18 protein-coding genes are annotated in these 22998 nt (G+C 73.1%); 6 read left to right on the top strand and 12 right to left on the bottom strand.

The annotated features are described in order from the left end of the window. Positions 1 to 46: 46 nt before the first annotated feature. Positions 47 to 2701, bottom strand: a complete 2655-nt coding sequence (locus tag EES43_RS27230) for an ATP-binding protein (RefSeq protein WP_124271207.1) — start codon at positions 2699 to 2701, stop codon at positions 47 to 49. 113 nt (positions 2702 to 2814) lie between these two features. Between EES43_RS27230 and EES43_RS27225 the strand changes: the two genes are divergently transcribed. Continuing rightward, complete coding sequence (locus EES43_RS27225; RefSeq protein ID WP_124271206.1) at positions 2815 to 3300, top strand: DUF309 domain-containing protein; 486 nt, start codon at positions 2815 to 2817, stop codon at positions 3298 to 3300. A 125-nt stretch (positions 3301 to 3425) separates the two neighbouring features. Continuing rightward, on the top strand, positions 3426 to 3938 hold the full coding sequence (locus EES43_RS27220) for a hypothetical protein (protein WP_206430133.1): 513 nt from the start codon (positions 3426 to 3428) through the stop codon (positions 3936 to 3938). A gap of 12 nt (positions 3939 to 3950) precedes the next feature. Here EES43_RS27220 and EES43_RS27215 read toward each other — a convergent pair whose 3' ends face one another. The 3 genes from EES43_RS27215 to EES43_RS27205 are packed head-to-tail and all read right to left on the bottom strand — an operon-like array spanning position 3951 to position 8019. Next, positions 3951 to 5183, bottom strand: a complete 1233-nt coding sequence (locus EES43_RS27215; protein WP_124271205.1) for an NAD(P)/FAD-dependent oxidoreductase — start codon at positions 5181 to 5183, stop codon at positions 3951 to 3953. Further along, entirely contained in the window at positions 5180 to 6589 is a 1410-nt protein-coding gene (locus EES43_RS27210) for an FAD-dependent oxidoreductase (protein WP_124271204.1), read from the bottom strand. Before EES43_RS27210 ends, EES43_RS27215 begins: the two co-directional genes overlap by 4 nt. Continuing rightward, complete coding sequence (locus EES43_RS27205; protein WP_124271203.1) at positions 6586 to 8019, bottom strand: FGGY family carbohydrate kinase; 1434 nt, start codon at positions 8017 to 8019, stop codon at positions 6586 to 6588. Before EES43_RS27205 ends, EES43_RS27210 begins: the two co-directional genes overlap by 4 nt. Positions 8020 to 8402: 383 nt before the next feature. Here EES43_RS27205 and EES43_RS27200 point away from each other — a divergent pair, with 383 nt between their 5' ends. Continuing rightward, complete coding sequence (locus EES43_RS27200; RefSeq protein ID WP_124271202.1) at positions 8403 to 9416, top strand: hypothetical protein; 1014 nt, start codon at positions 8403 to 8405, stop codon at positions 9414 to 9416. Positions 9417 to 9474: 58 nt separating this feature from the next. Continuing rightward, positions 9475 to 11004: an amino acid permease gene (locus EES43_RS27195; RefSeq protein WP_124271201.1), complete on the top strand. Its 1530-nt coding sequence runs from the start codon at positions 9475 to 9477 to the stop codon at positions 11002 to 11004. 73 nt (positions 11005 to 11077) lie between these two features. On the opposite strand, the gene EES43_RS27190 is transcribed toward EES43_RS27195, so the two are convergent. The 6 genes from EES43_RS27190 to EES43_RS27165 all read right to left on the bottom strand — a co-directional run bounded on the left by EES43_RS27190 (position 11078) and on the right by EES43_RS27165 (position 16295). Beyond that, a complete protein-coding gene (locus EES43_RS27190; RefSeq protein WP_124271200.1) occupies positions 11078 to 11893 on the bottom strand; it encodes a sulfite exporter TauE/SafE family protein in 816 nt (271 codons plus the stop codon). A gap of 154 nt (positions 11894 to 12047) precedes the next feature. Further along, on the bottom strand, positions 12048 to 12680 hold the full coding sequence (locus tag EES43_RS27185) for a LutC/YkgG family protein (protein ID WP_124271199.1): 633 nt from the start codon (positions 12678 to 12680) through the stop codon (positions 12048 to 12050). Next, positions 12677 to 14212, bottom strand: coding sequence for a lactate utilization protein B (locus tag EES43_RS27180; RefSeq protein WP_124271198.1), 1536 nt, complete (start codon positions 14210 to 14212; stop codon positions 12677 to 12679). The genes EES43_RS27185 and EES43_RS27180 overlap by 4 nt, the downstream gene beginning before the upstream one ends. Further along, on the bottom strand, positions 14209 to 14976 hold the full coding sequence (locus EES43_RS27175; protein WP_124271197.1) for a (Fe-S)-binding protein: 768 nt from the start codon (positions 14974 to 14976) through the stop codon (positions 14209 to 14211). The genes EES43_RS27180 and EES43_RS27175 overlap by 4 nt, the downstream gene beginning before the upstream one ends. Positions 14977 to 15116: 140 nt before the next feature. Then, positions 15117 to 15848, bottom strand: coding sequence for a FadR/GntR family transcriptional regulator (locus tag EES43_RS27170; protein WP_124271196.1), 732 nt, complete (start codon positions 15846 to 15848; stop codon positions 15117 to 15119). A gap of 159 nt (positions 15849 to 16007) precedes the next feature. Continuing rightward, positions 16008 to 16295 (bottom strand): DUF3040 domain-containing protein, encoded by a 288-nt coding sequence (locus EES43_RS27165; RefSeq protein ID WP_124271195.1) that lies wholly within the window; start codon positions 16293 to 16295, stop codon positions 16008 to 16010. A 310-nt stretch (positions 16296 to 16605) separates the two neighbouring features. Between EES43_RS27165 and EES43_RS27160 the strand changes: the two genes are divergently transcribed. Continuing rightward, positions 16606 to 17529 (top strand): DUF2510 domain-containing protein, encoded by a 924-nt coding sequence (locus tag EES43_RS27160; protein ID WP_241192544.1) that lies wholly within the window; start codon positions 16606 to 16608, stop codon positions 17527 to 17529. A gap of 96 nt (positions 17530 to 17625) precedes the next feature. On the opposite strand, the gene EES43_RS27155 is transcribed toward EES43_RS27160, so the two are convergent. Further along, positions 17626 to 19686, bottom strand: coding sequence for a phosphocholine-specific phospholipase C (locus tag EES43_RS27155; RefSeq protein WP_124271194.1), 2061 nt, complete (start codon positions 19684 to 19686; stop codon positions 17626 to 17628). A 412-nt stretch (positions 19687 to 20098) separates the two neighbouring features. Further along, entirely contained in the window at positions 20099 to 20557 is a 459-nt protein-coding gene (locus EES43_RS27150; RefSeq protein WP_124271193.1) for a hypothetical protein, read from the bottom strand. 691 nt (positions 20558 to 21248) lie between these two features. Here EES43_RS27150 and EES43_RS27145 point away from each other — a divergent pair. Further along, positions 21249 to 22781, top strand: coding sequence for a hypothetical protein (locus tag EES43_RS27145; RefSeq protein ID WP_124271192.1), 1533 nt, complete (start codon positions 21249 to 21251; stop codon positions 22779 to 22781). Positions 22782 to 22998 lie beyond the last annotated feature (217 nt).

Genomic DNA, 22998 nt, shown 5'->3' with positions numbered 1-22998 from the left:
GTTTCCTCCCGGTGGTGCCGGGTGGCCGCGCAGGACAAACATTACCTCACTCAGCGGACCGGATCGACGCCCGCGCCTGCTGGGCGCGGGCCGCCAGGCCCTCCGCTCCGCAGGCCATCGCCTGCTTCTGAGCGCGGGCCAGCTCACGGTGCGAACCGATCGCGATCCCGTAGTCGACCCGGGCCAGGGCGTGCTCGTAGGCGGACGAGGACTTCTCCAGGTGGCGCACCGATTCGGCGAGCAGCTGCGCGGCCTCCTCGGCGGGTGCGAAGAGGGAGACGCAGCGCAGGGCCTCGCCGATGGCGGTGTCCGTGCCGAACCGCTCGGCGTGGACGCGGGCCCGGGTGGCGATGTGGGCCGCGCGGGCCGGGTCGGTGCCGGCCAGGGCGCGGGCGAGGTCGCCCGCCCACGGCGCCCAGACGCCGTTGAACCGTTCGCGCGGCTCCAGCGCCGCGCCCGCCGCTTCGAGTTCGGCCACGGCCTCCTCCGTACGGCCCTCCGCCAGCAGCAGCCGGCCCCGGACGCACGGTGCGTCGGGCAGCACCATGGCGCTGGGATAGGGCGGGCCGAAGTGGTAGCGGTCGGCGATCTTGCGTGCCTGGTCGGTACGACCGCGGGCCAGCAGCGTGTCGATGAGCAGGCAGGCCGCGTCCCAGTGCACCGGCAGCCCGGAGCCGACGCGGTCCGCCAGCCGCAGCCCCTCGCGCAGGAAGCCCTCGGCCTCGGCGAGACGGCCGCGACGGCGGTGGACCATGCCGAGCAGGGTGTGGGCGAACGCGAGGTGCGCTCCGCTCCAGCCGGAGATCTCGAAGGCCCGCACCGCCTCGCCGAAAAGGCTCTCGGCGCGGTCCAGCTGGTCGGTGAAGGCGTACGTGATCCCCACCATGGTGGGCAGCTCGAAGCCCCACTCGGAGTCGGTCCAGCCCAGGCCGCGGGCCGGGCTGCCGTCGATCAGGGCGCGTTCGCAGAGGTCCACGATGAGCTGGGCGTTCTCGCCGCGCAGCATGGCGTCGAAGGCCCGCAGGGTGAGCAGAGCCCGTTCGGCGTTGTCGCGGCCCTTGAGGTGGTCGGCGTTGCGGGCGAGCCGACGGGAGCGGGTCGGCCCGTCGTCCTCGGCCGCCTGCATGCCCTCCCACATGAAGTGCGCGGCCTGCAACCGCATCAGCCCGGGGCCGGGTGCGGTACGGGCCGCCTCGGCGGCCAGCGACAGCGCCGCGTCCTTGAGCTGGTTGTTGTGGGCGAGGGCGGCGGCGAGGCGGAACGTCGCGTCGACCCGCAGGCCGTCGTCGAGTCCCGGCATGTCGAGGGCGGCCCGCAGGTGTTGCACCGTGGTGGGCGGGGAGCTGAGCAGGGTCGCGCAGCCCAGTTCGTACAGGAGGGACGCGCGTTCCTTCGGGCGGGGCGGCTCCAGCAGGGCGCGTTCCAGGCAGCGCCTGGCGGCTTCCGGCGCGCCGACGGCGAGGTGCTGGCCGGCGGCTTCGCGGAGCTGGGAGACCAGTTCCTGGTCGTCGTCCGGGTGGACCTCCAGCAGATGGCGGGAGGCCGCGGCGGCGCCGAGGCCCGCGCGGGTGATCGCCCAGGCGGCCCGTCCGTGCATCGCGGTACGGGTGGCCGGCGGGATGGAGCGGTAGACGGCGGTGGCGATCAGCGGGTGCACGAACTCCAGCGGGTCGAAGCCGCTGACGATACGGGCGTCGCGCAGCCGGGCGGTGCAGTCGGCGGCCTCGGCGGAGCTCATCCCGGCCAGGGTGGCGGCCAGTTCCTGCGAGATGTCGGTGCCGAGGACGGCGGCGGCCCAGGCGAACCGGTTGGCGTTCGTGCCGAGCCGTTCCAGCCGGGCGACGAGTCCGCTGCCGCGGGCGGACGCGCCCAGCTCCCGGAGTGCCCCGGCCGACTCCTCGACCGGCGGCAGCTCGCGGTCCTGCACCTTGGCGACCAGCTCGACGGCCTCGTACGGGTTGCCGCCGGTGACGGCCCACACCTCGCGGCAGAACGGGTCGTCGGCGTGTTCGCCCAGGCCCGCGCGGACGAGTTCGGCGGTGGCGTCGGGGGTCAGGGCGCGCAGCGCCACCCGGGTCACCAGTCCCTGGCCGCCGGCGTCGCGCTCGGCCTCCCGGTCGGCGGCGTAGTTCGCGTCGCGTTCGGCGAGCTCCTGCGGGCGGTGGGCCTGGACGACGAGCACCGGCAACTCGCCGAGGCGCGCGGTGAACGAGGCCAGCCAGGCGAGCGATTCGCCGTCGGCCCAGTGGGCGTCGTCCACGATGAGCAGCAGCGGCCGGTGGCTGAGGCGGGAGGCGAGCCGCCCGACGACGAAGTCGAGGCCGTCGCGCACGCCCTGCGGATCGGGCTGCGGGCCGCTCGGTTCGGCGAGTCCGAGGGCGGGCGCCGTTGTCTCGTACCAGTCGCCGAACAGGGCGCGGGTCTCGTCGGGCGGGAACTGGTCGAGGGCGGGTTGCAGCAACTGCCGTACGACGTGGAAGGGAACGGAGGTCACGGTCTCGCCGCCGCGAGCGGACCAGACCGTGCAGCGGTCGGCCGCCATCGCCCGGATCTCGCTCAGCAGAGCGGTCTTGCCGATGCCCGCCTCTCCGCTGAACACCAGCAGGCCGCCGACGGCCTGGGCGCCGCAGAGGGCGTCCACCGCCTCCGCGGCGGCGGCGAGTTCCGGTTCACGCTCGTACAACGGCCGGGACGGCTTCATGCCCACCCTTCCTCATCATGGCAGTGCGGTGACGACGGTCGAGCCTAGTCGTGCGCGGGTGCTCACCGACAGGGTTCGCCCGATTCCTTGCAGCTACGAGGCACAATCGAGTAGTGAACGAGACGCGCAGGGACCGTGACGCCGAGGGCCGGGCGCGCAACGCGCGCCCCCGCGACGGCCTGGGGCGGCCGTTGCCGTACGGGGCGGAGGGGGTCGACCGCCAGCCGGAGGGCGTCGTCCGCCGGCCCGGGGAGACGCTGGTGGAGGCGCAGCGGCTGCTGGACGCCGGTATGCCGTTCCACGCGCACGAGGTGTTCGAGGACGCGTGGAAGTCGGGGCCGGAGGCGGAGCGGGAACTGTGGCGCGCGCTGGCACAGCTGGCCGTCGGGCTGACGCACGCGGCCCGGGGCAACAGCGCGGGCGGCGCGCGTCTGCTGCGGCGGGGCGGGGGCGTGCTGGCGGGGTACGGCGAGGCCGGGCCGCACGGCATCGCGGTGGGCCGCCTGGCGGGGTGGGCCCGCGAGTTGGCGGCGCGGGTGGAGGAGGGAGCGGTCGTGGACGCGGCGGAGGAGGCGCCCCGGCTGCGGGGCGGGCCCTGAGAGGTGTCCCGCCATGGCCGACGCGTGCGAAGACCGCACGCTCAAGGTCGTTGCGGGAGGGCGGGATTGGCTGGATCGCGGGGTCCGGGGGCCGGCGTAGCGCCCACCGATTACGATCCGCCCCCATGAGCACTTCTGACCAGGACCACGACCAGGACCGGGAGCAGGACCACGACCAGGGCCGGAAGCAGGAACAGGACCGGGAGCAGGGCCGGGGCCCGGAGCCGGGCCGGGGCCTCCAACGGCCGCAGGGCCGCGATCAGGACGCGGACGGGCCGATAGCCGGCCCCGATGGGGCATCGTCCGCCGAGGCCGGTGGGGCCGTTCCCGACGGAGCGGCCTCCGGTGAGCCGGATCGGGATGAACCGGCCCCCGGTGGAGGACGGCTGACGCCCCGGCAGGCCCGGCGGCTGCGGGTCGTGCTCTCCTCGCTGGGCATGGCGGCGATGGGCGTGGTTCTGGCGCTGCGCATCGTGAGCCGTTCGTCGGTGCTGGTGGTCGGGGTGTACGGGCTGGCGCTCATCCTGTGCGGTGTGGTGATCGAGCTGAGCAGGAACGGCCGTACCCGGCTCGGGAGTTGGCTGCTGGGCCTGGGGCCGGCCGCCGCGGTCGGGGCGGACTGGCTGCTGCTGCCCTGAGGCCCGGCGCGTTCAGAGGGTGGTGATCCGGACGGCGGGCCCGTGCGGGTCGATCCGTTCCAGCCATCGTGCGCCCAGATGGAAGGAGCGACCGGGCACGGCGGGCAGCAGCAGACGCTGCCGGTCGAGCTCGCGCCCGCCCTGGACGACGGCGAGAACGGGGAGTTCCAGTCGGCGGCCGGTGCGCAGGGCGAAGCGGTCGCCGAGCGGCCGGGCCCCCGCAGGACCGGTCCGGTTGGGCGCGACCCACAGCAGCGGGGCGTCGACCTCCAGGGCCACCGGGTCCGGGGCCTGTGCGTCGTCGGCGAGATGCCGCAGGGCGGCGACGGCGACGGCCCGGCCCTCGGCCGCCGCGACGGGTGCGGGCTCGATGGCGTGCAGCAGGTTGCCCACGGCGAAGACGCCGGGCCGCGAGGTGCGGAACGCGGCGTCGTGGGCGGGCCCGCGGGTGCCGGGGTCGAGCACGAGGTCCGCGCGCCGGGCCAGTTCGTGGTCGGGGAGGTAGTCGCCGGTCAGGACGACCGTGTCGCAGTGCAGGGTGGTGGTGCGGCCGTCCTGGTGCCGTACGGTCACGCCCTGGAGCCGGGGGCGGCCGACGAGGGCGGTGACGGTGGTCCGGTCCAGCAGCGGGAAGCGGTACCGGGGGCGGAGGAGGGCGGTCACGGGGCCCGGGTTCCTGTCGGTGACCATGGCGACGACGTCGGCCCCCGCGGTGTGCAGGGTGGCCGCGGCGGCATGGCCGACGGGATCGTCGCCGACGACGATGGCCCGGCTGCCGACGTTCTGCCCGTAGCGGTGGACGGACTGCTGGAGTTCGCCGGCCGTGAAGACGCCCTGCGGCCTGCTGCCGGGCACCAGGCGGGCGCTGCGCGGCCGTTCGCGGGCTCCGGTGGCGAGTACGACGGCGCGCGCGGTGACGCGTTCCAGGCCGGCCGGCCCGGTGGTGTCGACCGTGAGCGGGCCGGCCCAGCCGGTGACGGTGACGCCGGTGCGCAGGACGGCGCCGGCGCGCTCGGCGGCGGTGACGGCGCGTTCGGCGTACTCGGGCCCGGTGGCGGCGCTCCGTCCGGTGCGTCCGGGGAATCCGTCGTGGTGGCAGTGGCGCGGAATGCCGCCCGCGTCCACGTCGCGCTCCAGGATCTCCACCCGGCCCGCGCCGGAGGCCGCCAGCTCGGCGCCCGCGCCGAGACCGGCCGGGCCCGCTCCGACGACCAGGACGTCCACGGTCCTCTCGCGGCGGCTCACGGCAGGCGTCCCGCGACGAGCTCACGGACGGTGGCGGCGCAGGAGAAGCCCTGGCAGCGTCCGCCGCCGGCCCGGGTGCGGCGGCGCAGCCCGTCGGGCGAGCGGGCGGGCACGACGGAGGTGAGGGCGTCGCGGATCTCGCCCAGGGTGACGCGCTCGCAGTGGCAGACGACGGTGCCGTACGCCGGATCGCGGGCGATCATCGCGGCGTCGAGGTAGGGCCGGGTGAAGGCTTCTCCGAGGTTGGGCATGGTGAGGGGCGGCAGGGGGCGGGCTTCGCCCAGGTCGAGTCCGCCGTCGGCGAGCAGCCCGGTGACGTGGGCGGCGAGGGCGAGGGAGGCGGTGAGTCCGGTGGAGCGGATGCCGCCGACGGTGACGGTGCGCTGCCCGGGGTGGCCCTGGACGCGGTAGTCGTCCTGGTCGGTGGCGGCCCGCAGTCCGGCGTAGACGGCGGTGACCTCCTCGTCGAGGAGCGCGGGCAGGATGCGCCGCCCGGACTCGCGCAGGTGGCGCAGTCCGTCCTCGGTGGAGCCGGTGTCGGTGCGGTCGGTGATGTCCTCGGCGGTGGGGCCGAGCAGCACGTTGCCGAAGACGGTCGGGGCGACGAGGACGCCCTTGCCCGCCTTCGTGGGTACGGGGAGCACGATGTGCCGGACGAGGTCGCGGGCGAGCTTGTCGAAGACGATGAGTTCGCCGCGCCGGGGGGTCACGGTGAACGTGGCGTGCCCCAGGAGCCGGTCGATCTCGTCGGCGTGCAGGCCGGCCGCGTTGACGAGGTGGCGGGTGCGCAGGGGGCCGCGCGAGGTGGTCAGGGTGTGGACGTCCGGGCCGGTGTCGATGGACCGGACCCGGGAGCCCAGGTGCAGATGGGCCCCGGCGAGGGCGGCCTGGGTGGCGTAGGCGAGCGGGGTCGTCCAGGGGCAGATGACGCTCTCGTCGGGGATGTGCAGGGCGCCGAGGGCCCCGGGGCCCAGACGCGGTTCGCGGGTGCGGAGTTCGGCGGCGTCCAGGATGCGGGCGGCGCGGTAGCCGTTGCGTTCGGCTTTGGCGAGCAGGGACGGCAGCACGGCCAGCTGCTCCTGGTCCCACGCGACGAGGAGGGCGCCGACGCGTTCGACGGGGATGCCGGTGTCCGCCGCGTAGTCGAGGAGGAGGCGGTGCCCCTCGCGGACGACGCGGGCTTCCAGGGATCCGGGGACGGCGTCGAAGCCGGTGTGCAGGATCGCGGTGTTCGCCTTGGAGGTGCCGGTGCCGATGTCGTCGGACGCCTCGACGAGGGCGACGCGCAGCGGGTGGCGGGCGAGTTCGCGGACGATGGCGGTGCCGACGACGCCGCCGCCGATCACCGTGACGTCGTACGGTCCGTCGTCGGGCAGTTCACCGGCCGCGGTGACCAGGGGTGTCATGCGTGCTCCACGAGTGCGTCCACCGCGGCCCTGAAACGGGCCCGTCGTTCGGCCGCCTCGCTCGCGCCGATCCTCGGCTCGTAGACGGCGGCGGGGTTCCAGGCGGGGGCCGCCTGGTGGAGGGCGAGCCGCGGGTCGAGGCCGAGGCGGGCGACGGCTCCGACGCCGAGCGCCGTGACGTCGGGGAGCGCGGACACCTCGACCGGGCGCTGCAACAGGTCGGCCTGGGTCTGCATGAGCAGGGCGGAGCGGGTCAGGCCGCCGTCGACGCGCAGGGCGGTCAGCGGGGCTCCGAGGTCCGGGGCCGCCGCCTCGGCCAGCTCGACGACCTGCGCGGCGATCCCTTCGCACAGCGCCCGCACGAGGTGGCCGGCGGTGGTGTCCAGGCCCAGTCCGGTGAGCGAGCCGCGCAGGTCGCCGCGCCACCAGGGGGCGGCGAGGCCGGCGAGCGCGGGCACGAAGGTGACGCCTCCGGCGTCCGGCACGGCTCCGCCGACCGCGTCCAGGTCCGACGCGCCCTTGATGACGCCGAGGCCCGTGAGCCACTGGACGGCGGACGCGGCCGTGTAGACCTGCCCGTCGAGGCAGTACTCCGTGTGCCCGCCGAGCCGCCAGGCGACGCAGCTGACCAGCCCGGACGCGGTGCGGCGGGGCAGGTCGCCGGTGCGGGCCAGGAGGAACGCCCCGGTGCCGTAGGTGCATTTGGCGGCGCCGGGTTCCCGGGCGCTCTGGGCCAGGAGGGCTGCCTGCTGGTCGACGAGCAGCCCGGTCAGGGGGAGTTCGCCGCCGAAGAGCGTGGTCGTGCCGACCGGGCCCGCCGCGTCCACGACGGCGGGGAGCCGTTCACCGCCGAGGCCGAAGACCTCCAGGGCTGCGGGCGACCAGTCGACCCGGTCGAGGTCGAGGAGCTGGGTGCGTCCGGCGGTGGCGGCGTCCGTGACGAAGGCGCCGGTCAGGCGGTGGACGAGCCAGGCGTCGCTGGTGGTGACGACGCCCTCGCGGGTGAGCTCGCGCCGGATCCAGGCCATCTTGGGCGCGGCGAAGTAGGGATCCAACGGGAGTCCGGTGAGGTGTTTGAGGTCGTCCTCGTGCGCGGCGATCTCCCGGCACAGCGTCTCGGACCGCCGGTCCTGCCAGACGATGGCGTCGGTGAGCGGCCGGCCGGTGTCCGGGTCCCAGGCCAGGACCGTCTCGCCCTGGTTGGCGAGGCCCACGGCCGCGACCGGCTCGGCGGCCTGCGCGAGGGCCTGGCGGCCGGCGTCCAGGACCGAGCCGAGGATCTCCTCGGGATCCGCCTCGACCGCTCCCCCGGCTCCGTACCGGGGACGGACCGGAGCGGAACCGGTTCCGATCACGCCGCGTTCGGGGCAGATCACCAGCGCTTTCGTTCCGGAGGTCCCCTGGTCGACGGCGAGCACCGCGCCTGACATCGTCCTCCTGCTGTTCGCGCTGTTCCCCGGCCGCTCCGCGCCCCGGGAACGGAGACCCAATCGTGATCATTGGTCGTACATGCACAGAGTCGTGCAGACCACGGCCTCAGTCAACCACGGCCCCGGTCGGTGGGCGGTCCGGCCCGGCCCGGCAACGCCCTTGTTCCCCTATCCACTTGAGTAAGATCCGCAAAGCCGCCGGGGACCGGCGGCAGGCGGCCTACACTCACCGCCGAGCAGCTACCGGACTGCGGACGGTCCGCTGTCGAGAGCTGCCCCGCCCCCACGTCCTTGAGGATTCATGACGAACAGAGCCCCGGCCGCACCCCGGTGCCCGGCCCCGCGCCTCTCGCCCGCAGCTCCTCGGGGGGAGGAGCGTTCCGATGGCCGCGGCTGACTTCCGCCCCGTCTACCACCCGGCGGGCCACGACCACGACTTACGGGGAGCCGTGCAGGATCTGCGGACCGGGCGGTGGGTCTCCATGCGCAACCTCCTGGAGAGCACGCCGGACTGGGCGCTGTGGACCCAGCGCACCCAGGTGCTCGGGACGGTCGCGGCCGGGTCGGACGCGGTACGGGCCTGGCAGGCCGAGGAGCCGCGGAGTGTCGCGGCGGCGGTGATGCACGCCCGGGTCACGGTCGAGCGCGCGGTGCGCGCGCATCGCGAACAGCGCTCGGGGGCGGCGGAGTTGTGGCGGGACGCCTGGGAGGGCTGCCGGGCCGCCGCGCACCTCTCGCCCGCCGACCCGGTGCCGTGGGTCTGTCTGCTGGCCCTGTCCCAACTGGACGAGGGGCAGCAGATGGAGGAGCACCGGATGGCCCCGCCGGGCCCGATGCTCTTCCCGGGGCCGTGGGGGCTGCTGGCGGAGTCGGACCGCCGCGACCCGCACAACCGCGAGGCGTACCACCGGATGCTCCAGTTCGTCTACGCCCGGCAGGCCGGAGGTTCGCTGTCGGCCGCCGTCAACTTCGTCCAGTGGGCTGCTTCTTCGGCGCCCGAGGGTTCGGCGCTGCACGTGCTTCCGCTGTACGTCAGGGTGGAGCGCTACCGGCGTGAGAACGGCAGCGAGAAGGCCCTCGACCTGCACTGGGTGACCGAGGACGGCGAACGGGACGCGCAGCGGGCGCTGGACCTGTGGTTCGGCCGGACGCAGGACATCGCCCGTTCGCTGCTGGACGTGAACTACCTGGCCCACGCCCTGTGGGGTGCGCTCCGGTTCGCCGACGCGGCCCCGGTGTTCCGGGCGCTGGGGCCGTACTTCACGCCGGTCCCGTGGTCGTACCGCAGTCGCACGCCGGCCGCTGCCGGGGCGGCCGAGGACGTGTTCCTGCGGGCCCGGGGGCGCTGCCTTAACGCCGAGCGCAAGCCCGGCCGCCGCCGCAAACGTTCCGGCTGACCGTCTCAGGTCCCGTACGCGCACACCGCTCATCCCGTCCCTTCCGGAGGTCTCCGCCATGTCGATAACCCCCACGTCCACCTCGGGCGCCCAGGTGCCCGCGCAGCGGGACGAGGAGCAGCGCCTGCGCGAACTCGGCTACCAGCCGGTGCTGGCCCGCCGCATGGGCGGCTTCGGCAACTTCGCGATCAGCTTCTCCGTGATCTCGATCCTGTCGGGCTGCATGACGCTCTACGGCTTCGGGATGTCCACCGGCGGTCCGTCGGTGATGCTCTGGGGCTGGGCCGGGGTCGGCCTGTTCGTCCTGTGCGTCGGCATGGCGCTGGCGGAGGTCACCAGCGCGTACCCGACCTCCGGCGCGCTGTACTACATGGCCGACCGGCTCGGCGGTCGCAAGTGGGGTTGGTACACGGGCTGGTTGAACCTGCTGGGGCTGCTCGGGGCGATCGCCGGCATCGACTACGGGGCGGCGCTGTTCACGGGCGCGCTGCTGAACCTCCAGTGGGGCTTCGATCCGACGCCCGGCTCCACGATGGTGATCTTCCTGTGCATCCTGCTGCTGCACGCCGTGCTCAACCTGTTCGGCGTCCGCCTGGTGAGCGTGCTCAACTCGATCAGTGTGTGGTGGCACCTCGGCGGTGTCGCGATCATCGTCTCCGTACTGGCGATCGTGCCGTCCAACCACCAGTCGCCGTCGTTCGTCTTCACCGAGTTCGTCAATGACACCGGGTGGGAGAACCCGCTGTACGTGGCGGCGATCGGCCTGCTGCTGGCGCAGTACACGTTCTCCGGCTACGACGCCTCCGCGCACCTCTCGGAGGAGACCTCGAACGCGTCGGTGACGGCGGCCAAGGGCATCGTGCGGGCGATCTGGGTGTCGTGGGTGGCCGGTTTCGTGCTGTTGGCCGGGCTCACCTTCGCGATCCAGGACTACGCGGCCACGCAGAACAGCGCGACGGGCGTGCCGCCGGCCCAGATCCTGATCGACGCGCTCGGCACGGCGGGCGCCACCGCCATGCTGCTGATCGTGATCGCGGCCCAGCTCTTCTGCGGCAACGCCGAGGTGGCGGCGGCCAGCCGTATGGTGTTCGCGTTCAGCCGGGACAACGCGCTGCCCGGCTCGGCCCTGTGGCGCAAGGTGAGCGCGCGCACCCAGACGCCGGTGCCCGCCGTGTGGCTGTCGGTCGGCGTCGCGGCGCTGCTCGCGGTGCCCTCGCTGTACTCGGCGACCGCGTACGGCGCGGTGACCGCGATCAACGTCATCGGCATCACCCCGGCCTACGCGATTCCGATCTACCTCAAGCTGCGGGCCGGCGACCGGTTCGAGCGGGGACCGTGGCACCTGGGCCGGTGGTCGAAGCCGATCGGCTGGATCGCCGTGGTCTGGGTGGCGATCGTGACGGTCCTGTTCCTGCTGCCGCAGTCCTCGCCGGTGACGATGGACTCGATGAACTACGCGTCGATCGCCCTGGTCGCGGTGCTGACCCTGGCCACCGTCTGGTGGTTCGTCGCCCGGCGTTCGTACAGCACGCCGTCCGCGTACGGCAACGCCCGTGAGCAGGCGGAGATCTCCGAGGGCATCGTCTGAGGCGGACGGCTCGGGCCCCGGTTTCCGCCCGGTCCGGCTCCCCCCTGCCATGCGGCGGGAGCCGGACCGGGCCTCAGAACAGCAGGAGTTGGAGGCCGCCGAGCACGGTCGCGGCGACGACGATCCGCTCGAAGAGCTTCTGGTCGATCCGGTCCACGCACTTCCGGCCGATGTACGCGCCCGGCAGCACGAACAGCACCAGGCACGCGTCGAGCAGGAGGGAGCGGGCGTCGATGAGCCCGAGGCCGACGCTGAACGGCACCTTGGACACGTTGACGATCAGGAAGAACCAGGCCGAGGTGCCGAGGAAGCCGAGTTTGCGGAATCCCGCGGAGAGCAGATAGAGCGACATGACCGGGCCGCCCGCATTGGCCACCATGGTGGTGAAGCCGCCGAGGACCCCGTAGCCGCGGGCGGCGAGACGACCGGGCCGCCGGGCGCTGGACCCCGTCTCCGGCGCCGTCCCCTGCTGCGGCTCCGGCCCCTGCTGCGGCCCCTGCTCCTGCTTTCGCTCGGCGTCCTCGACCGCTCTGCGGCGTCGGAGCGTGACGGCGGTCATGAGCAGCAGGATCGCGCCGATCGATGTGCGGACGGCGGCGTCGTCGGCCCACAGCATGAAGAGGGTGCCCGCCGCCACGCCCGCCGCGACGGCGGGGAACAGCCTTAGCAGGGTGGGCCAGTGGGCGTGCCGGCGGTAGACGAGGACGGCGAGCAGGTCGCCGGCGATCAGGATCGGGAGCAGCACTCCGGTGGATTCGCGGGCCGGGAGGACGGCGGCGAAGACCGCGAGGCTGATCGTATTGGCACCGCTGACGGCTGTCTTGGAGAAGCCGACGAGCATCGATGCCGCCGCGAGCGCGGCCAGTTGCCAGAGGGTGAGGGTGTCCATCGCGGAAAAGATGGTAAGCGCATCTGATTTCCGGATGGCGTGGCGTCCCATCCCTCGGAAAGGCCCGGGACAGCAGGAGGGGCACGGGGTGCGCCTGCGGGAGACCACGGCTGGGGGCCGTGCCCGCGCGCGCCGGAGCTGGAGAGGGACAGCCTCAGGCGTCCGTACGGATTACCACCACCAGGGTGCGGGGGCCGTGCACGCCCTCCACTCGTTCCAGCTCGATGTCGGAGGTGGCGGACGGGCCGCTGATCAGCGTGGTCGGCCGTCCGGGCGTCAGCGCCGCCAGCGCTTCGGGCACACCGGCCCGGACGGCGGACAGGTCGACGACGCAGACGTGCAGATCGGGCACCAGGGACAGCGCCCGTCGGCCCTGGTCCGGTGCGCCGTCGAGGAAGATCGTGCCGGTCTCGGCGCAACCCGCGGCGGAGGCGGTCACCACCGCGTCCAGCGCTTCGAGACGGGGCGCGGGCACGTCGGCGGCGTCCCGGCGCACCTCGCCGTCGAACGCGTCGAGCCAGGTCGCGTCGAGCCCGGCCGGCGCGCCGACGAGGTGTGCGCCGTGCTCCCGCAGCACTTCGGCGAGGACGTCCGCCGTACGGTCGGCGGTGCACGGGCGGACCTCGGCCCGGTAGTCGAGGAGCCGGTCGGTGAACAGGGCGAGGCGCTCGTCGTCCGGCAGAACGCGTCCGGTGCGGTAGGCGCGCGGCACGGTGGTGCCGGAGGGCGGGGCGAGGGCCAGGGCGTCGCGGATCCGGCCGAGGACCGTTGCGCGTGCGGTCGTCATCGTTCGTCCTCCCGGTGGGGGCGGTCGTGTTCGTCGGCGGCGGTTCGCAGGGCGGCCCGGCCCTCGGCGGAGGCGTACCAGTCGCGGAAGGTCTGCCGGGGCGGGGCCGGGGTGTCGCGGCTGTCGCTCCAGCCGGTGAAGGGCGGAGGCAGCCGGGAGATCGTTCCGTCCCGGTCCGCGACGATCCGGCCGAGCCCGGCCGCCTTCTGCGCCCCGGTGTAGAGCCGGGTCCGTCGCATCACGGCGGCGGCGGCCTTCATCGCCAGCTTCTCCGGGGTCGCGCCGGTCTGTTCGGTGTGCTGATGGCGCAGCTCGACCAGCAGCGACGGGATGTCGATCTTCACGGGGCAGGCGTCGAAGCACGCTCCGCAGAGGCTGGAGGCGTACGGCAGCGAGCTGTTGGGGTCGCCCTCGGTCGCGTGCATCCCGGCCAGTTGCGGAGTCAGGACGGCTCCGATCGGCCCGGGGTAGGTCGAACCGTAGGCGTGGCCGCCGGTGCGCTCGTACACCGGGCAGACGTTCAGGCAGGCCGAGCAGCGGATGCAGTTGAGCGCCGCTCGTCCGACGGCGTCGGCGAGCGCGGCCGTGCGTCCGTTGTCGAGCAGGATCAGGTGGAACTCCTGCGGCCCGTCGCCGGGCGTCACCCCGGTCCACAGCGAGGTGTAGGGGTTCATGCGCTCGCCCGTCGAGGAACGGGGCAGCAGTTGGAGGAAGACTTCCAGGTCCTGGTGGCGGGGCAGCACCTTCTCGATGCCCATCACGGTGATGAGCGTGTCCGGGAGCGTGAGGCACATGCGTCCGTTGCCCTCGGACTCGACGACCGCGAGCGTGCCGGTCTCCGCGACGGCGAAGTTGGCCCCGGAGACGGCGACCTTCGTCGTCATGAACTTCTCCCGCAGGTAGGCGCGGGCGACGGCGGCGAGGCGGCCGGGGTCGTTGTCCAGCTCGGGATCGGCGCCGGGGATCCGGTCCAGGAAGATCTGCCGGATCTCGTCCCGGTTGCGGTGGATCGCGGGCACCAGGATGTGCGAGGGCTTGTCGTGGGCGAGTTGCACGATGAGTTCGGCCAGGTCGGTCTCGTGGGGCGTGATGCCGACCGAGGCGAGGTGTTCGTTCAGCCCGATCTCCTGCGTGGCCATCGACTTGACCTTGATGACCTCGCTGCTGCCGGTGGCCTCGACCAGGCGGGCGACGATCTCGTTGGCCTCGGCGCCGTCGCGCGCCCAGTGGACCGTGCCGCCGTGTTCCGTGACCTTGGCCTCCAGCTGCTCCAGGAGTTCGGGCAGCCGGTTCATGGTGTCGGTCTTGATGGCGGAGCCCGCGTCCCGCAGCGCCTCCCAGTCCGGCACCTCACCGGTGACGTCCAGCCGTTTGGCGCGGATGGTACGGGTGGCCCGGCCGAGGTTGTGGCGCAGTTGGCCGTTGCCCAGTTCGTCGTGGGCGGCCTCGGGGAACGGCCGTTCGCCGCGCAGGTTGCCCGTGCCGTACGGGGAGCGGGGCGGCCGTCGGGGCATGCCGAGGAACGTGCTCATGCGGCGGCCTCCGTCGGGGCGAGGGGTGCGGTGCGGGTGGCGGCCAGGATCTGGGCGAGGTGGAGCGTACGGGTACCCGATCGGATACGGGAGAGGCCACCGCCGATGTGCATCAGGCAGGAGGAGTCGCCCGCGGTGCACACGGTGGCGCCGGTGGCGGCCACGGCGTCGAGCTTGTCGTGGAGCATCGCGGTGGACGTCTCGGCGTTCTTCAGCGCGAAGGTGCCGCCGAAGCCGCAGCAGGAGTCGGCGTCGGGCAGGTCGACCAGGTCGATGCCCTCGACCTCGCGGAGCAGCCGGAGCGGCTTGTCGCCGACGCGCAGCATGCGCAGCGAGTGGCAGGTCGGGTGGTAGGCGACCCGGTGCGGGAAGTACGCGCCGACCCCGGTCACGCCGAGGACGTCGACGAGGAACTCGGACAGCTCGTACGTCTTCGCCGCCACCGAGGCCGCCCCGGCGCGCACCGCGGGGTCGCCGTAGCGCTCGGCGACCAGCGGGTGCTGATGGCGGACCGAGCCGGCGCAGGAGCCCGAGGGCATGACGACGGCGTCGAGGGACGGGTCGCCGAACTGGTCGGCGAAGGCCCGTACCAGTGGGACGGCCTCGCGCTGGTAGCCGGTGTTGACGTGCATCTGGCCGCAGCAGGTCTGGCCGGGCGGGAACACCACCTCGTGGCCGAGGCGAGCGAGCAGGATCGCGGTGGACTTCACCGCCTCGGGAAAGAGGGTGTCTCCGAGACAGGTGGCGAAGAGTCCGATGCGCATGGGGCCTCCCAGGGCCGGTTTCCTGCATGGACATTTCTATGGTCGGACCATACTAGCTACGCCTGGAAAGCGGAACGCCGCCGACGCGCCGCGGATCGGGCGACCGGGACCGGATCTGGCGCGCCCGACGTCAACGCCCCTCAGCGTGTCCCGAGGCCGTCGATGAGGGTGCCGTGCAGACCTCTGATGTGCCGCTCCACCAGATCGGCCGCTTCGCCGCCCCTGCCCCGGCGTACCAGGGTGAGCAGGGTCTGATGCTCGACGTTCAGCTCACCGGCGGTGTCCGGCCAGTCCAGGGCGTCCTCCAGGGCGCGCAGGATCAGCGGGCGCACCGACTCGCGTACGGCGGAGGTGAGGGTGGACGTCAGCGCGTTGCCGGAAGCACGGGCGATCAGTACGTGGAAGCGGGTGTCCAGGTCGTTGAACTCGGCCACGGCGATACCGGGTTCGGCCATCCGCCGCACGAGCTGTTCGGCCTCGTCGAGTTCGTCGGGGGACGCGTGCTCGGCGGCGGCCTCGAAGCTGGACCGCTCCAGGACGACCCGCGCCTCCAGGACGTCATGGAGGCTGTAGCTGCCCAGCGCGAAGTGCAGTCGCAGGAGCCGGCCGAGGGCGTCGTCGGGATTGCGGACGATACGGGCCCCGGCGTCGGGGCCACGGCCGGGCTGGGCCACCAGCACCCCGATGGTCTCCAGGACCCGGAGCGCCTCGCGCAGGGCGGAGCGGCTGACGCCGAGCACCGGAGCCAGCTCCCGCTCGGGCGGCAGCCGGTCCCCGGCTCTCAGCTCACCGGAGACGACCCGTTGCTCGATGCTCCGGAGCACGAGTTCGTGCGTACGCGACTGCCGTACGGGCTCCCATTCGACGGGCATCCGTCACTCCCTGCCTCGGCCGATTCCGGACGGCCAGGCTATGTCACGCCCGGTGAGCGGTCGGACCGATGCGCCGGCGGGGCCGATCGAGCGAGGGCGGGGCGGCCTTCGCTCGGCACGGCCGGCCGGTGGCCCCGATGAGCGCTGGGCGGATGCGGATCAGCGGGTGCCGGGGATGCTCCTGCCGGGCGGACGACCGCGCTGCGGGTCGAAGTGCTGGGCCGCCGCACCGGAGACCACCAGGCCCGCGGCGATCAGGAGGCCGTGGCCGACGGCGATCCCGACGCCCAGGGCGACGAGCCCCGCGGCGAGCCACAGCCAGGTGTTGCGGTGGCGGTACTCCCGAGGCCCGCGCGGAGGCCCGCAGGACATCGCCTCGGCGAAACCGGGGTCCTCGCGGCGCAACCGCTCCTCCAGGTCGCGCAGCCGCTCGTCGTACGTGGGCATCGTGTCTCCCTCCCGGTACGGGAACCTCCTGGTTCCGGCAGCGCACCGCCGGTCCCCCGTCGCGCGGCACGGGCCGGGCCCCGGACCCTCGTCCCCCATCGTCGCCGGGGCGGACCGGTCGGGGCCATCAGGGACACCACCCATTTCCGGGGCGCGAACCGTGTACGGGCCCCGGACGAAGGAGACCGCGCCGGACTGATCGGACCCTGACGCCGCACCGCCATGTCCCCCGCAAGGGTGGCCGGACAACCGGACCACGTACGGCGGGCAGTTCATGTGATTCTCACTTGACCCGCATAAGGTGCACCCCGTGACCCAGATGACCCCGCCCGGCTGGCATCCAGACCCCGGGCACTCAGGAAGCGGACCTGCCCAGGAACGTTGGTGGGACGGGACCCAGTGGACCGGACATGTCCGGCAGTCGGCCGTCGCGGCCCGCCGTCGCGGCCTGCGTATCGGTGTCGCCGTCACCGTGGGCGTGGTCGTGCTCGCGGCCATCGGAGGCGGTGTGTACCTGCTGCGCGAGAACGGCGGCGGTCCCGGTACCGCCGCGTCCTCGCCGTCCGCACCGCCCTCGTCCGCGCCCTCCGGCACTCCGGAACCCGACGGGAAGGACGGCGGAAACGACGGCGGCCCGAACGGCGGCGGCAGGAGCGACGGGGGCGGGCCGGGCGGGCCTCAGCAGCAGCCGTCGGAACCTGGTTACGCCACGGACCTGGCGGCCGGCATCAGCCTGCCCGTCCCCGAGGGATGGACGGGCAAGTCGGCGCCGATCGGCGCCGGGCTGACGACCGGTGAGCACGCCTGCCCCGGCGATCCGGAGGAGACGTGCCTGCGCGGCGGGGTCTTCTCGGCTCCGGCCGCCGCCCTGAAGCTCGATGCGAAGACGCCCGAGGCAGCGGCGAAGAAGGACATCGCCGCCAACGCCGAGGAGTCGTACGGCGGAGCCGCCTACGGGAGGATCACCTCGCACCGGGAGCTGAAGTCCGAGGCGGTCACCGTCGCCGGCCGGAAGGGCTATGTGGTGCGGTGGAAGGTGGTGACGCAGAAGGGCGACGACGGTTACGTGGAATCGCTGGCCTTCCCCTCCCCCGCCTCGCCGGACATGCTCGTCGTGGTCCGGTCCGGGTTCGACGTCGACGGCAAGGCGCCGAAGCTCTCCGTCCTGGACGAGATCAGGTCGGGCATCAAGGCCGCGGCGGGTGGCGGCGCGGGGACCGGCCGCACCGCCTGAGCGCGGCCCGGTACCGGCCCGGCTCCCGTGCACCACACGGGGGCCGGGCCCGTCCGGGGCCGGTGCCTCCCGGCCACGCCCCGCTCCTGCCCGCGTTCAGCCGGTGACGATCGCGGGGTCGCTCACACCCGGCCGCCCGGTCTCCACATGGCCGGCGAACCGGCGCTGGAAGCCCGCGGCGCCCTCGGCGGTGACGGTGACGTCGTACCAGCGTCGGCCGGCGCTCAGGTCCACCGTGCGCGTCACCGTGGCGCCCGGGTTCACGGTGACCTTCCGGCCGGTCCCGCTGTAGGCGTCGGCGATCGTCAACCGGGCCGCCGCGGTGCCGGTGTTGGTCAGCCTCAGGTCGAGGTCGCCGGTCGCGGCGTTGTGCCGCGCCACCGCTTCCGGCCCGGCCGTGGCGCCCGGGCCGCGGAACCTCCGCAGGAAGCCGTTCGGCCCGTGCACGGTGAGATCGTGGCTGCCGCCGGAACAGGCGGAGTTCCAGGTGTCGGAGACCGTCCGGCCCGCCTCGGCGGTGTACGTCCACGGGGCGTCGGTCCGGTTCGCGGAGGTGACGTAGAACTGCGCCCCGGCCGCCGTACCCGGGCTGAAGGTCAGGGTGATGCGGCCGGTGGACGGGGCGATCACGCTGTCGACGTACGGGCTGTACGGGAGCGGCCGGGTGGGTCGGCTGCCCGGTTCCTGGGCGGGCAGGGCGCCGGCGGCGGGCGGGGTGGGCCGGTAGTCCGGGTGGCGTTCGCGGTCCGGGGGCGCGTAGCCGGAGGTGTCGGGCAGGTCGCCGGGGGCGGGCTCGGTCCGGCCGAAGTCGAACGCCGAGGTGAGATCGCCGCAGACCGCGCGCCGCCACGGCGAGATGTTGGGTTCGCGCACCCCGAAACGCTGCTCCATGAACCGCAGGACCGAGGTGTGGTCGAAGACCTCGGAGCAGACGTGACCGCCGGTGCTCCAGGGCGAGACGACCAGCATGGGCACCCGGGGTCCCAGCCCGTAGACGCCCGCGCCGTACGACGGTCCGCCCGCGTAGAGCTCGCCGGCCGTGCCCGCCGTGGAGAGGCCCTGGTCGGCCGAGGACGGCGGATAGGGCGGTACGACGTGGTCGAAGAAGCCGTCGTTCTCGTCGTAGGTGATGAACAGAGCGGTGCGGCTCCACACCCCGGGGTCGGCGGTGAGGGCGTCGAGCAGACCGGCGATGTACCAGGCACCGTAGTTCGAGGGGAAGTTGGAGTGCTCGGTGAAGGCTTCCGGGGCGGCGACCCAGGAGATCTGAGGCAGCGTTCCGGCCCGGACGTCGGCGGCGATCGCGTCGAAGTACCCTTCGCCCTCGGCCGCGTCGGTGCCGGTACGCGCCTTGTCGTGGAGCGGTTCCCCGGGCCGGGCGTTGCGGTAGGCGTTGAAGTAGAGGAGCGAGTTGTCCCCGTAGTTGCCCCGGTAGGCGTCCTCGATCCAGCCCCAGCCGCCCTGGGCGTCCAGCCCGTCTCCGACGTCCTGGTAGATCTTCCAGGACACCCCGGCCTGCTCCAGCCGTTCGGGGTACGTCGTCCAGCCGTATCCCCACTCCTCGTTGCCGAGGACCGGTCCGCCGCCCTTGCCGTCGTTGCCGGTGTGTCCGGACCAGAGGTAGTAGCGGTTGGGGTCGGTGGCGCCGATGAAGGAGCAGTGGTAGGCGTCGCAGACGGTGAAGCGGTCGGCGAGCGCGTAGTGGAAGGGGATGTCCTCGCGGGTCAGATAGGCCATCGTGGTCGGCGTCTTGGCCGGTATCCACTGGTCGTAACGGCCGTTGTTGTACGCCTGGTGGCCGCCCGCCCAGTCGTGGTTGAGGCCCTGGAGGAACTGCATGCCGAGGTCGTCTGCGGTCGGGTGGAACGGCAGCGTGACCTTTCCCGCGGCGTCGGCCTGGTGCCAGACGGACTTGCCGCTCGGCAGGGTCACGGGGCGTGGGTCGCCGAAGCCGCGTACTCCTTTGAGCGCCCCGAAGTAGTGGTCGAAGGAGCGGTTTTCCTGCATCAGGACGACGATGTGCTCGACGTCCCGGATGGTGCCGGTGGCCCGGTGGGCCGGAATGGCCGCGGCACGGTCGATGCTGCCGGACAGGGCGCTGAATCCCGCGGTGGCGCCGGCGGTCCGCAGAAAGCGGCGCCGATTCATATCAGCCATGGGGGGGCCTCTTGGAGTGGGGAACAGAAGCGAACGGAATGCTCCAAGAGAACCGAACAGAACGGAAGAGGTAGTGACGGTGCGGTAAACGCGGGCCGTACGACCCGCCACAGGCCGTGCTGCTCGCCAAGTCCCGTCAGCCGAGTGCGGCTGACGAAGACGCCGTACCGAGAAGAGCAACGGCGAGGTAGAGGAACGGCGAGGTGGAAGATGTCCACCTCGCCGCCACACCGTCATACTTCGCATGCTCGTTCGATATTCGACGAGCTGCTGCGGCCGGGACGCTCGCCTCGCCCCCGTCACCCGACGGCTGTGATGATCCGATGATGTTCGGGTCTGCCGTGCGGGAGCTCTGGGTCGCTCGCCGCCGGCGCCTGGGCGTGGGAGCGAGGCGATCCCCGCTGCGGAGGTCCTACATCCAGATGGTGGAGGTGGCCACCGTGCGCGCCAGGTCCGGCTGCGCGGGGTCCCCGTAACGGACCTCGACCCGCGGGTGGGAGTTGACGAACTGCGCGTCGGCGATCGTCACCTGGCGCGGATCCTTGACGGTGGACGCCATGAGGTCGAGGTTGCGGAACCAGCCCCGGTCGCCCGTGGCGGGCGCGTAGAGGAAGAACACGCCGCCCGTGTAACTGCGCGCCGCCGTCTCCTCGTCGAGGGTGAGGACCCAGTGGCTCAGCGGCTGCCCCGCGTGCCACATGGTCACCTGTCGCGCCTGAAGCCCGTCGAGTTCGGCCGCGGCGAAGGGGTTGGGGCTGTCGGTCGTGGACGCGGCGGCACCGGAGGCGGCCACGTCAACGGAGTGCGGTGCGGCCTGGGCGGCCGATCCGACGCCCAGGCTCAGAGCCGCGGCGGCGGTCACGGCCGTCATGGCGAAGAGGCGGGGGGACGAAAGGGGAAGGAGTCGGGATAACAACGTCATCTCCTGGGTCCGAGAGTGTGAAACCGGGTGACGGGGTTCCGTCAGCGGCCACACCGTGCTGGACATGATCATTCAGCGGATTTTCAGATCACGTCAACCAGAAGTGCGCGGATCAGGACGATCCCAGACCGTCCGGATATCGCCCCACATCACGCCCTCCGGCAAGGCCCGTTCCCACGCCCCGCGATCATGGTGCGGCCCGACAAGGGGGCGCCGCCCGACGGACGCGTTGACGGCACCCTCCCGCACACGTCACCCACAGTGGCCGAATCAGTGCGCTGTGGTGAATTCCGGCGTCCGAAAAGATCATGCGGACGACCGCCGGCATTCCCGTTTCTGATGGGTCGGGACCCCCCGCGCGTCGAGCCGGCTGCCGCGCCCTTCCCGGCGCGCACCCCTTCGACCTGCGCTTCGTCGATACATCGGCCCGGACATCGGCAACGACGCCGTCGAGGCTGCGCACTCCATGACGAACAGGCCTGCCGGAGCAGGGGGCTTCACCGCGTGAGGCCGCAAGTGCACCGCTTCACCCTCCCGTGCCGCGTACGGTGGGCCTCACCGCAACTCCCCCACCCGGTACGCCGAAGTGCCCGGAGTGGTGGAGTGGCGGCCGGGCACACGGAACGGGAGGAAGAGCGGGATGACGCAGGCCGCAGCGGGCGAGATGGACGAACGGGTGCTGGGGCGTCGGTGGACGGTACGTCTGGACGCCGCCGGCCGGGGCAGTACGGAGGTGCGCCTCTCGTGCAGCCGTCCTGCCTGCGCCGAGCAGCGTCTGCCGACCGCGACCGCCGGACGCGCCGCCGCGATCGCCCACATCCAGGATCACCTGCGGACGGGCCCCGGGCCCCGGGCGCAGGCATTCTGCTCCTGCCGGATCGAGAACTGCCGTACGCACATCAGCCCCGAAGACCCCAAGCTGCGCGCCGAGGTGTGGCGATGCGGCGGGGCGGTCGTCCTGGCCGTGGTCGCCGACCGGGCAGGGCGCTGGTGGCAGGTCATGGAGTGCTGTGCGCGCTGCGCCGCCGCCACGCCCGGCGCGAAGGTCGTCGCCGCTTCGGCGCCCTCGGCCGCCCCGCGTCCCGCGCCCGCCCCCTCCGCCTCTCCGGTCGGAACGCCGCGGTTCTCCGACCGGAGCACGGAGGACGGCGCGCGACGGGTACCGACACCGCGTTCGACGCCTCGGCAGCGCCGGGCCGCGGGGAAGATCGCCCAACGGGTCATCCCGCACGACCTGCGGCCCGACGTTCTGCGCGAGGAGCTCGTCGAGCTCGGAAACCTCTTCCGCGCCTATCAGCAGCGCGCCGAACCCGACCTCGCCGTGCTCGCGGGCCTCCATGAGCGGAAAGCCCTCGCCTTCACCACCTGGGCCGACGTCACCGGAGACGTGAACCTGCGGCTGGAAGCGAACCGTGCCGAGCAGGCCGCCTCCGCCGCGCGTCTCCAGAACCAGAACCGCACCGGCACCCCAGCCGGTGAACACGCCGACGGCGCCCCGCCGGTGGCCAGACTGCTGACGTCCGCCACGCAGTGGGCGCACGCCCGCTCCGTCCTCTCCCACGTCGCGGGCCACAGCCCGCTGCCAGGCCCGGAGGCGCGGCTGCTGGTGCTGATGGTGACGCTGCGCACCGCCAACACCGGCACCGGGAATCTGGTCGGCCAGGACGTCGCTTCGCTCGGCCTGGCCGATCCGGAGCGCCTGGTCGACGACCTGGTGGGGTGTGGCTGGCTGGAGCTGCCCGGAACGGCCGGGGACCTGTTGGCCTCCCGGCCGGAAGGGCCCACTCCCATCACCGTCCCCTGCCTCGTCCCCGGCGTGGACGGGGCGAGCCCGTTCACGTTCGGGAGGAAGTTGCGGCCCAAACTCTCCGGCTGGGCCCAGAAGGCCGTCTCGGACAAGAAGCTCCGCAAGGCGAAGGCTCCCGCGGCCACGCGGTTGCTGGCCCTGACACTGGCCGCACTGACCAGCCCGGCGGGCCGGCTCGGGGCCGACGGCCGAGGCATGGCCCTGGAAGCGCTGCACGACCAGGTCCCGGTGGACCGGGACGCGTTGCAGGGCCTGGTCGACCAGCTGACCGCTACGGACTGGCTCGCCGAAGCCGCCCTCACGGACACCCACCTCACCGGACAGCTGACCGAGCGCGTTCTGCCCCTCACCTGCCCCGGCGTCTGAGCTTGTCTCCTCGTCCGAGTGTGCGGGCGAGGGGCGTTGTCGTCGCCTGAGCGTGCTCTGAACCGCCGGTGCTCGTCGGCGTTCGAGCCCGATCGTCGTGACCCGCTGCTGACCTCGTTCAAGGACGCTGCTCCCAGCTGGTCCTGGCCCCCGACTGGTCCCCGGCTGGTCCTCGACAACGATCAGGGCCGGTCTCGGATTGCTCCGAGACCGGCCC

Origin of the sequence: Streptomyces sp. ADI96-02 (assembly GCF_003846185.1) — a bacterium.
Taxonomy (GTDB): domain Bacteria; phylum Actinomycetota; class Actinomycetes; order Streptomycetales; family Streptomycetaceae; genus Streptomyces.
Note: the sequence above shows the minus strand (reverse complement) of the source record. Positions and strands in the feature narration are given on the sequence as shown.

Excerpts from the sequence above, each read along its gene's own strand:
- EES43_RS27230 (WP_124271207.1), bottom strand. The coding sequence starts at position 2,701 with ATGAAGCCGTCCCGGCCGTTGTACGAGCGTGAACCGGAACTCGCCGCC.
- EES43_RS27220 (WP_206430133.1), top strand. The coding sequence starts at position 3,426 with ATGAGCACTTCTGACCAGGACCACGACCAGGACCGGGAGCAGGACCAC.
- EES43_RS27210 (WP_124271204.1), bottom strand. The coding sequence starts at position 6,589 with ATGACACCCCTGGTCACCGCGGCCGGTGAACTGCCCGACGACGGACCG.
- EES43_RS27205 (WP_124271203.1), bottom strand. The coding sequence starts at position 8,019 with ATGTCAGGCGCGGTGCTCGCCGTCGACCAGGGGACCTCCGGAACGAAA.
- EES43_RS27200 (WP_124271202.1), top strand. The coding sequence starts at position 8,403 with ATGGCCGCGGCTGACTTCCGCCCCGTCTACCACCCGGCGGGCCACGAC.
- EES43_RS27195 (WP_124271201.1), top strand. The coding sequence starts at position 9,475 with ATGTCGATAACCCCCACGTCCACCTCGGGCGCCCAGGTGCCCGCGCAG.
- EES43_RS27190 (WP_124271200.1), bottom strand. The coding sequence starts at position 11,893 with ATGGACACCCTCACCCTCTGGCAACTGGCCGCGCTCGCGGCGGCATCG.
- EES43_RS27185 (WP_124271199.1), bottom strand. The coding sequence starts at position 12,680 with ATGACGACCGCACGCGCAACGGTCCTCGGCCGGATCCGCGACGCCCTG.
- EES43_RS27180 (WP_124271198.1), bottom strand. The coding sequence starts at position 14,212 with ATGAGCACGTTCCTCGGCATGCCCCGACGGCCGCCCCGCTCCCCGTAC.
- EES43_RS27175 (WP_124271197.1), bottom strand. The coding sequence starts at position 14,976 with ATGCGCATCGGACTCTTCGCCACCTGTCTCGGAGACACCCTCTTTCCC.
- EES43_RS27170 (WP_124271196.1), bottom strand. The coding sequence starts at position 15,848 with ATGCCCGTCGAATGGGAGCCCGTACGGCAGTCGCGTACGCACGAACTC.
- EES43_RS27165 (WP_124271195.1), bottom strand. The coding sequence starts at position 16,295 with ATGCCCACGTACGACGAGCGGCTGCGCGACCTGGAGGAGCGGTTGCGC.
- EES43_RS27155 (WP_124271194.1), bottom strand. The coding sequence starts at position 19,686 with ATGGCTGATATGAATCGGCGCCGCTTTCTGCGGACCGCCGGCGCCACC.
- EES43_RS27150 (WP_124271193.1), bottom strand. The coding sequence starts at position 20,557 with ATGACGGCCGTGACCGCCGCCGCGGCTCTGAGCCTGGGCGTCGGATCG.
- EES43_RS27145 (WP_124271192.1), top strand. The coding sequence starts at position 21,249 with ATGACGCAGGCCGCAGCGGGCGAGATGGACGAACGGGTGCTGGGGCGT.